The sequence below is a fragment of the Parafrankia sp. FMc2 genome (assembly GCF_041008525.1).
GTDB lineage: Bacteria > Actinomycetota > Actinomycetes > Frankiales > Frankiaceae > Parafrankia.
The window spans coordinates 1-8664 of the sequence record NZ_JBFLUG010000213.1 but is presented as its reverse complement, the minus strand read 5'-3'; the positions used below and the strand labels follow the sequence as shown (position 1 = coordinate 8664).

The 8664-nt window shown below is 69.7% G+C and carries 10 protein-coding genes; 7 read left to right on the top strand and 3 right to left on the bottom strand.

Going from position 1 to position 8664, the window contains the following annotated elements:
- Positions 1-318 precede the first annotated feature (318 nt).
- Together AB1460_RS38475 and AB1460_RS34200 are read left to right on the top strand one after the other, a co-directional pair.
- Positions 319-1394 (top strand): IS630 family transposase gene (locus AB1460_RS38475; protein WP_420497442.1). Its coding sequence is split into 2 segments (ribosomal slippage): positions 319-799 and positions 799-1394, totalling 1077 coding nucleotides; the frame shifts between segments, so codons are not numbered across the junction.
- Positions 1395-1726: 332 nt separating this feature from the next.
- Positions 1727-2104 (top strand): hypothetical protein, encoded by a 378-nt coding sequence (locus AB1460_RS34200; RefSeq protein ID WP_368966467.1) that lies wholly within the window; start codon positions 1727-1729, stop codon positions 2102-2104.
- Between the two features lie 728 nt (positions 2105-2832).
- Here the strand turns inward: AB1460_RS34200 and AB1460_RS34195 are convergent.
- Genes AB1460_RS34195 through AB1460_RS34185 form a run of 3 tightly spaced genes read right to left on the bottom strand, consistent with a single transcriptional unit; the run spans position 2833 to position 4615 of the window.
- On the bottom strand, positions 2833-3813 hold the full coding sequence (locus AB1460_RS34195) for a hypothetical protein (RefSeq protein ID WP_368966465.1): 981 nt from the start codon (positions 3811-3813) through the stop codon (positions 2833-2835).
- Positions 3806-4381 (bottom strand): sigma-70 family RNA polymerase sigma factor, encoded by a 576-nt coding sequence (locus AB1460_RS34190; protein WP_368966463.1) that lies wholly within the window; start codon positions 4379-4381, stop codon positions 3806-3808. The genes AB1460_RS34195 and AB1460_RS34190 overlap by 8 nt, the downstream gene beginning before the upstream one ends.
- A 12-nt stretch (positions 4382-4393) precedes the next feature.
- On the bottom strand, positions 4394-4615 hold the full coding sequence (locus AB1460_RS34185; protein WP_368966461.1) for a hypothetical protein: 222 nt from the start codon (positions 4613-4615) through the stop codon (positions 4394-4396).
- A gap of 224 nt (positions 4616-4839) precedes the next feature.
- Between AB1460_RS34185 and AB1460_RS34180 the strand changes: the two genes are divergently transcribed.
- From AB1460_RS34180 to AB1460_RS34160, 5 genes are all read left to right on the top strand, one after another.
- Positions 4840-5226 (top strand): hypothetical protein, encoded by a 387-nt coding sequence (locus AB1460_RS34180; RefSeq protein ID WP_368966459.1) that lies wholly within the window; start codon positions 4840-4842, stop codon positions 5224-5226.
- Between the two features lie 924 nt (positions 5227-6150).
- Positions 6151-6657: a DUF6166 domain-containing protein gene (locus AB1460_RS34175; protein WP_368966457.1), complete on the top strand. Its 507-nt coding sequence runs from the start codon at positions 6151-6153 to the stop codon at positions 6655-6657.
- 14 nt (positions 6658-6671) lie between these two features.
- A complete protein-coding gene (locus AB1460_RS34170; protein ID WP_368966455.1) occupies positions 6672-7712 on the top strand; it encodes a hypothetical protein in 1041 nt (346 codons plus the stop codon).
- Positions 7713-7954: 242 nt separating this feature from the next.
- A complete protein-coding gene (locus AB1460_RS34165) occupies positions 7955-8128 on the top strand; it encodes a hypothetical protein (protein ID WP_368966454.1) in 174 nt (57 codons plus the stop codon).
- A gap of 212 nt (positions 8129-8340) precedes the next feature.
- A complete protein-coding gene (locus AB1460_RS34160) occupies positions 8341-8547 on the top strand; it encodes an NUDIX domain-containing protein (protein WP_368966452.1) in 207 nt (68 codons plus the stop codon).
- Positions 8548-8664 lie beyond the last annotated feature (117 nt).

Sequence of the window (8664 nt, the reverse complement as noted above, 5' to 3'; positions counted from 1 at the left end):
GGGCGGAGGGTAGCCGTACCGGGGGTCGTGCTGTCCTTGGCGGGCAGGCGGATACGGGTTGTTGTACGGCTCTGGTGGCCCTTGCCAGTTCATGATGGTTCCCCCTGTAGTCCGGCAGGGGACAGTAGTAGCTTGAGGTGCTGCCCGTTTCTCGGACACCGACGTAGACGGACTATACCAGCTTTATGCTGCTTCCTTGGCTTCGGTCTGGGTCGTGTGGTATGCGTGTTCGGTGTTTTCTGGGGTGCGGTACTGATGATTAATGCGTGGTGTTAATGCGTTCGGTGATAGTCGCGGGCGTGTGGGTAAAACCGTTACATGAGGTATGCGACGGGTGGCGGGTTGACGCCCGCCGAGCAGGTGGAAAGGGAACGGGTCCGGATGGCCGCAGCCGACCGGTTCGATCAGGGCGCGACACGAGCGGAGGTGGCCCGGGAATTCAAAGTGACCGTGAAAACGGCGGGATGCTGGTACCGCGCCTGGGAATCGGGGGGTGCGGCCGCGTTGCGGTCGACCGGTCCGTTGTCGGCGTGCCGGTTGGATGATCGGCAGCTGGCCCGGCTGGAGGCGGTCCTGCGCCGCGGACCGGAGGCGTACGGCTGGGACGATCAGCGATGGACGTTGGCCCGGATCGCGCAGGTGATCAGGTGGGAGTTCGGGGTCGTCTACACGCTGCCCGGGGTGTGGATGCTGCTGGACCGGCACGGCTGGTCGTGCCAGACACCGGCCCGCCGTGCCCTTGAACGCGACGAGACCGCCGTCAAGGAGTGGCAGGACCAGGAGTGGCCGGCGGTAAAACGACCGCGGCGGCCCGGGACGCCTGGGTCTGTTTCCTCGACGAGACAGGACAGGGACTGCGGCCGCCACGAGGACGGACCTGGGCGCGCCGCGGAGTGACCCCGCTGGTGCGGGTTCCGGGACGGGGCGGGTCCGGACGGGTGAGTGTGGTCGGGATGGTCTGCTACAAACCCGGACAGCGGGCCCGGCTGGTCTACCGGGCCCGGGTCGGCCACGGCCGGCCCGGGGAGCGGAAGGGGCTGGACTGGGCGGACTGTCGGGATCTTCTGCTGGCCGCGCACGCGCAGCTGCCCGGGGGCCGGCTGGTAGTGGTGTGGGACCGGTTGAACATCCACCTCCAGACGCAGATGGCCGCGTTCCTGGCCGCGCACGCCAGCTGGATCAGTGTGGTGTGGCTGCCGGCCTACGCCCCCGACCTGAACCCGGCCGAAGGCGTCTGGTCGTACCTGAAACGCACGACCCTGGTCCATCTCGCCGCCCGTGGCATCGATGAGGTCCACCAGGCTGTCAAACACGGCCTGAAACGCATGCAGTACCGACCCGAACTTCTCGTCGGGTTCCTCACCGAAACCGGACTGACCTGGGAACAGCTCTGATCAACAAAACTTCACACATTAATCATCAGTACCCGAGAGACCACCGATGCCCGAAGGGGCCCGTGGACGCTGCCTGCATACCCTCGGCTGGGCTCTGGGTAGCCGGGCCAGTCACATCGACGAGCAGTACCCGACCGCCCCGACGATCGGCACCAGGATCTCCTCGACGCACCAGCGGCACACGATCAGCATCGAACCATCATGACCTGCGCTGACGACGTCATTGGACCACGGCCCGGATCGCCGTCGGCCCTGGTGTCGTCCTGTCGTCCTCGACCACGGACCAGTCTCTCGGTCTTGTCTGCCTTGCCCCCGCATGATTGCGTACGCCCGTGACTGTCGATGCCACCCAGCTCCTGCTCGCCGCCGGCGTCTACCCGGCCACGCATCCCCAAACAGCCGTCGCGCACCACGGCAAGATCGCCTTCGTCGATAAGGAGATCGCCCCGCTCGTCCGCGGCCTGTGGCGTGCTGGCATCAGCACCGCCTGGTCCTGCCAGGGCGGGTCACGGGGCAAAACCCTCGCCGTCGACAACCTCGCCTACCTGGCGTTCACCCAGCCCGCCGACCGGCACCGCTTCGCCATGCGCCTGCCCACCCGCCTGCGGCCCGGCTGGCAATGGGAGACCGACCACGAGGTCCGCGGCGGCTACGACGTGGTGCGGTTTCCCGCGGCCGACCTGCCTTGGCTCGCTGTCCAGTTCACCTGAGAGGACCGTGCGCGGCGGTCGCGCACTGATCGGCCTTCGCGACAGCAGCCCGCATCATCTTCGTCCCGTCGGGCACGACCAGTTCTCCCTCCCGCGAGCTGGGGGTCGGCAGCATCGACCTGCGTCTCCGTGTGTCAGCGTCGGACCGACGGGGCGGACTCGGCCGTCGTCGAGGCTCACGCGCCCGGTGCGCCTCGCGGAGGCGTCTGGTGGCCGACGGTACCGCGGGGTGGGGCCCTCGATCGCGCCCGCAGCCTGCGCCAGCCCTTGCGCAGGTAGAAGGCGATTCCCCAGCTGATCCACATCGCGAGCAGTCCCACCAGTCACAAGACTCCCGGCCGTGGCGCCGTCATCAGCCCGGCCGAACGGCATCCCGATCAGCGCACCGACTGTCGTGAACGCCCCTGCCACCAGGAGGCTGACGAGCCGCACGTCGTCGCTGGCCTCTGGTCCCACGGTCTCCATCCGCGCCGGGCTGATCCGGTCAAGGAGCCGCCGCAGACCGGATCGGTTGCTTCGTTCCGCGGACAGGATCACGGTCCTCTCCGACTCGACCAGCGGTACCGACATGTCCTGCCGAACGAGTTCCCCCTGTCGCCCCCTTCACGCCCGCCCGCGAAATCGTGATCAACAAGGGCGCGACTCGCGCAAGGAGGCTTTCCGCCGACGTCCACGAGGACACATCGCCCCCTTTGACCCGTCGGGCTCGATGCGGTTGTCAGCCTCGGTCAAAGATCAGCGAAAACTGTGGACGTGTCGGCGTGCTCCGTGCCGTCCCGAATCTCGAACACTCCGGGTTCGATCTCCTCCGATCGCTGTTCGATTCGCTCCTGCCAGTCCAGCGGCCAGCGCGTGCCCCGCGACCAGCGGATGCCCGTCAGCGGGATGCCGGCCAGGTCGACTTCGTGGAGATCTATCTCCACGAAGTCCTTCAGGGCAAGATCCAGATCGCGTATGGGCTCGAAGTTGGGATCATTAGCGCTGCGGATGTTGCTGCGGAGGTATTCGAGATCGTCCTGCAGCGCGCGGTGAAGGGCGCGGTCGCGGACGAGGTCGCGGGCGAGGTCGCGGGCGAGGTCGCGGGCGAGGGCGAGGCCGAGGGCGAGGTCGCGGGCGAGGTCGAGGGCGAGGTCGCGGGCGAGGTCGCGGGCGAGGTCGAGGGCGCGGGCGAGGTCGCGGGCGAGGGCGAGGGCGCGGGCGCGGTCGCGGGCGAGGGCGCGGGCGCGGTCGCGGGCGAGGTCGCGGGCGAGGTCGAGGGCGAGGTCGCGGGCGCGGGCGAGGTCGCGGGCGAGGTCGAGGGCAGGGTCGCGGGCGAGGTCGAGGGCGCGGGCGAGGGCGCGGGCGATTTCGAAGGCCACAGCAATGCTGCTGATCGCAAGGCTTCCGCGGAGGGCAAGCCGCTCGGCAGGCGGAAGCGACCTCAGCAGACACACAGTCGCGTCGCCGCGTCCCCCAAGCTCGCGTGAGCTTGTCGGAGTCTCAGTCACAGCAGCCTGCGGCCACTGGGTGTCCAGCTCGACGCCGGGAATGATCGCGGCCAAGCCGACATCCAGATCCAGAACGGCGCGCAGATCGTCATCGAAAGCGGCGCGTCGAGCCGGCAGCAACGCATCCCGAAGACCCGCTTCGGCGTCCAGCGCACCGGCGAGGTCCTCGTCCAGATCGCGGCGGGCCGACGCGAGCCACCGGTCCAGCTCTTCCTCAGGCACGGGATTCGCCCCCCTTCGACGGGTCGACATGGCCGGCAAGGGTGCGGCGGGCCTTGTACAGGCTGGATCGGACCGCCTCCGGTTCCATCTTCAGCTCCTGTGCGATCTCGCTGGGGGCGAAGCCGTCGACCGTCCAGGCCATCACCTGCCGTTGCCGAGGGGGTAGGAGCTCGAGAAGACGCAAGACCTCGTGCCGGCCGATCACCGCAGCCAGGTCGCCCGGGTTACCCAGCAGCGGCGAGCGCGCCTCTGGCACCTCAGCGACCGGATCCTCGGCGAGGGCGGCGATCCGCCGGGCGTAGGCGCGGGAGGCCACGCGCCGCGTCCACGCCTCCGGATGGTCGATGGTCCGCCAGGACTGGAAGGCCGCGGCCATCGTGTCCTGGGCGATCTCGACGGCGTCGGCCTGGCGGACCCCCTGCCAGATCAGGAAGCCCACGAGCGTGGGAACAAACCGGCGGTAGAAGCCGCTGAACGCGGCGACCGTGTCGGCCGAGGGGCCCGATGCCCTCGCCGGCGCTATTCTCGGCGCCGAAACAGGCTCCGGCGGGTCAGGGCGGCTGTCCACGTGGTCATGTCCTCAGTCGAGGGGGACGGGTGCCACGACCATGGCCAGGGCTGCCCCATCGGAGCGCCGTTCCAGCAGCGCGCCACCCGGCGGCACCGTCCGCGCGACGTCGACCAGCAACTGTCGATGCGCGTTCTCCTGCCGCAGCGAAGATCGTAGGCGCAGCCACAATCCGGCCAGCCCCAAGGTCTCCATGACGATCACTACTCCGGCCGAGATGAAGATTGGATCCACTTGTCTGCTCCCGTCGCCCCCGTCCGCGGTTGCGGGCGTCAAGGGGGAGTGGTGCGAGACCACCTTGATCGTGAACTCGACGGAGCAAGATTTTTAAGAGTCGCCGCATCACGGCAAGTCGGCGCTGTACCCGTGGCTGGCTCTGGCGCCTCGGCAACGCTTCCAGCCGCAGCACCGCTGGCGCGATGGGACGCGCAGTCCGCGTCCGGCTGGACTCAGCGGCCTTGATCCTGATCGCGTCGGGCCTGGCGCTCCTCCCGTTCGCGGCGGGCGTGTTCCTCCTGGTCGCGAGCATTCTCCTCGGCCATCTCCGCCATGAGGGCAGGGCCCTCGCGGTACCAGGCGAGCACGTCGAGTTCGGCCGGCGGCTTCTCTCCGCGACGGTGGGCGCCCACATCGTCCACCTGCTCGAGCGCTACCTGGCACTGGCACGACCACCCCACAACACCTCGGGCCACCCGGACCGCTGGACCGGCGACGATGCCCTGCCGGCCGTAGAGGTGACGGCCAGTCGGCTCCCGGGCAGCGCGTCGCCTACCGGGCCCCAAGGGAAGACGGCCACGGCACGTCTGTCGGACTCGGCGGTGGCAGGGTGTTGGGGGCGCTGGTAGGAGAGACGATCGGGGCAGGCGAGCCGTCGACTTCGGGAGAGTTGGACGGCTCAGGGAAGGAACCCTGGTCGGCCTCCGGCGACGGCGAGGACTCCCAGCTGTCAGCGATGGGTGACCCGCTGGGCGGGGCTGGACTCGCGGCACACGCCGGCTCCAGCCAGACGTTGTCGCCGACTCTCATCGTGGTCCCGGCCGGCGGATTGGTTCCTGTCGCGGTCGTTCCAGTACCCCACTGGCATCCGCCGGAACCGTTGAGCACGCCCAGGCCGGCAGTCATCAGCTCACTGCGGGCGGACTCCAGCGAGCGGCCCGCAACTGGCGGGATCACGATCAGCCCTCCACTGCCACCCGCCCGACCGCCACCGGGCGGTCCGTAAGCGATAGGGCTGGTGGTCGGCATCGGCCGCGGGGGCGTCGTCTGGGGTGAGCTGGTGGGAGCGGGTCCGCCGGGCGCCCCGCCGGACCCGACCGGCTGACAGCTAACCGCCACGGTGGCAAGCAGGGCAAGCAGTGGCAGGCGTATGCGCATCGAATCCCCCCGGTTACGACAGGCATCCGAGAGTAGGGGGGTCGCTCGCCCGCCTGGACTGGCGGGTAAGTGGCTTGTGCGTCCCTTGGCCTGGGGATGGCGAAACCCCCGAGTCGCGGGCGCGGCGCCGGGGTCGGTAGGTGGGCAGGTGGGAGTGAGCTTCACTCCTCGTCGGACGCGGCGTCGGCCAGGGCGTCGACGATCTCCTCGGCGCTGATCGACAGGCCCCGCAGCGCCTCGCGCACCTGGGTTGGCCCGGCACTCCTCGCCGAGGAGGACTCGTAGGACGAAGCGCACGGAGGGCGCCCATCGCTTTCGAGTCAGGCAAAACGCAGTCGCGGCGCGAAGATGATCCGTTACGGTCGGACTTCGACGCATCTCGCGAGAGGGTGGCGATGGACTACCAGGAACGGACCTATCACGGACTCCAAGGCGACGCGGTGCGCCGACAGCAGCCGCCGCGTTCGCGGCGACGATTCGGCCGGCCGACTCCCGGTGCGCTTGACGAGGATGAATGGCTCCCACCGGTGATCCTCGTCGAGGCGCCGGAGTCAGGGCCGACCGAACGCGAGTCCGTCGAGATGCTGCGCGAGATCCTGCCGCCCGAGTACGGGGACTTCGGGTGGGGGTACAACGGCACCGGCACCAGCAACGCAGCCATCGCCGTCCTGTCCGACGCCCTGGATGTCGACCCGGATGTCATTGGACTCGGCGCCGAGAACGTCGACGGCGCGGAGCTGCGCGAGGCGTTCTGCGTCGAGGTCCTGACCGACTTCTGCGACGAGTGGCGCTTGAACCGGCGGGCCGTCCTGCGCTGGGCCGCGGGCTGGTACCACCAGCGCGGCGTCACCCCGGTCCCGGACATCCTGCGCGACCCGGTCTGGGCGCAAAGCCTTTTCTGATAGGGGGCTTCGAGATGGACGCCGGTGTGCCGGACGACGGTGTGGACGTCACGCACTGGGAGGCTCCTGCTCCCACGGACGTGCCGGCGCTGCGCGCCAGGCAGGCCCAGCAGATGCGCCTGCCCCAGGAGATCGCCCAGGTAGCCCAGGTCCTCGCCATCGGTAAGGGCACCCTCGTCCCGCCCTCGCGAGGTCCGTTGGAGGCGGCGCAGATTCTCTGCGGGGACGAGCACCGAAGGCTCGCCGACGCCGAACTGTTCTACGTCGCCGGCGACATGGTCAGGCTCGCCATCGCGGCGGGGGAGTCGCTGCCCGACTTTCGCCTCGAGCCTGACGACGTTCCTGCTCCCACCGGCTTCCTGGTCTTCGCCGAACCGATCGGCTCCTACGTCAACACCGATACCGACCCGCCCGCCCGCATACCTGTCGTCGCCATCTCCTGGGGGCAGTTCGAGACCGACGAGTGGCCCCGCGGCGGGGTGTGGGTGACCTACTACGTGCCCAGCAACTACGCGGGTATGGAAGCGCTGGCGGCGAGCATGCGCGGTCGCCCACTCCGGGAGCGGGAACGGGAGGAGCTACGGGCGAACAGGGCTCCGCTCGTCTGGGACAACGAGTCGTTCCTCGGCTACGGAGCTGAGCGCGACGTCGAACGCAGGCCAGGCGACAGCCACGGCGGCAGGGGCAGCACGTCCCTCGCGCCATGGGTTCAGACTCTTCGCGCCACCTGGCTGCTGATGAGCCAGGGCCACATCGTCGAGGTCGACACGCTCCAGCCCGACCGGGCGGCCGCCCGCCGGGCCCGGCGCGACGGTCTCCCCGTCAGCCCGGTACGCCTGATCCACCTGCGCCGCGCCTCCCGAGACCAGGGCGCGCCCGCGGATGCGGGCGAGGCCCGCGAGTACACCTGCCGCTGGATGGTGCGCGGCCACTGGCGCCAGCAGTGGTACCCCTCCCGCGGCGTGCACCGCCCGATCTGGATCAACTCGCACCTGAAGGGCCCCGACGACAAGCCGCTGCGAACCGGCGAGACCGTTCGGATCTGGGATCGCTGAAGCTCATGGGTCCGCGCGGCCCGCGTCGGTTGAGCGGGCGCGCTACGGTGGTCCTACCTTGCGAGCTGCCAACGAGGTAGTGCCCGACTCGGAGCTCGCCCGCGGCACCAGCGCAGCGAACGACGACTGCGGCCTGGCATCGCATCCCTGGGCACACAGCCTGGTCGCGCCGGTCGTGGCCAGGTCCGCCCGCCTCGTGGCGATACCGGGGCTCGATTCGAGATCGCAGGGAGCTGTTTGTCATGGGCAAGCCGACACCGATGGACCACGAGGCCTCCGACCGGATCACCCGGGCAGCCTGGGAGCGCCCCGACTCCGACACCGCGCGCAGCGGTTTTGACGGGCGAGCCCGGGAGGCCGCCGACCTCAACGAGGGCGACTGGCCCGCCTGGGACGACGAGCAGGACCCCGCCTGACCCCAGGGGCGTCTTCGGATCCGGCCGCCGGCCGGCTGCTGCTGATCAGGGCACGGAGAATCAACACCGTGGTCTCGCCGACTGACCTATCGTGATCACGTGCGCCGGGCCGCCAGCCAGCGGGGGCCGGGCCCGGCGCACTCCAGCCGTGGCTGGCTGCATGAGTGCCTCCGCCCCTCGGGGTCGGCCGGAGGCCCGTACCGTCATCGCGCATGTCTGCGCCTCTGCCTGCCGCTGAGTACTACGCGAGCCTGCCGCGCGTCATCGCCGGCGCCGGCGCGGTCTTCTACGACGCCACCGGCCGGGTCCTGCTGGTGCAGCCCACCTACCGTGACGACACCTGGGAGATCCCCGGTGGGGGCATGGAGGAGGGCGAGTACCCGCAGGAGACCGCCCGGCGCGAGATCGCGGAGAAATAGTCAAGACTTGTGGGTGATGATCGTTAGGCGGCTTGGGTGACGGGTGTGGTGGTGGGTCGTTCGACGAGCTGGCCTGCTTCGAAGACGGCGCCGGCGCGGACGAGGGCGACGAGGTGG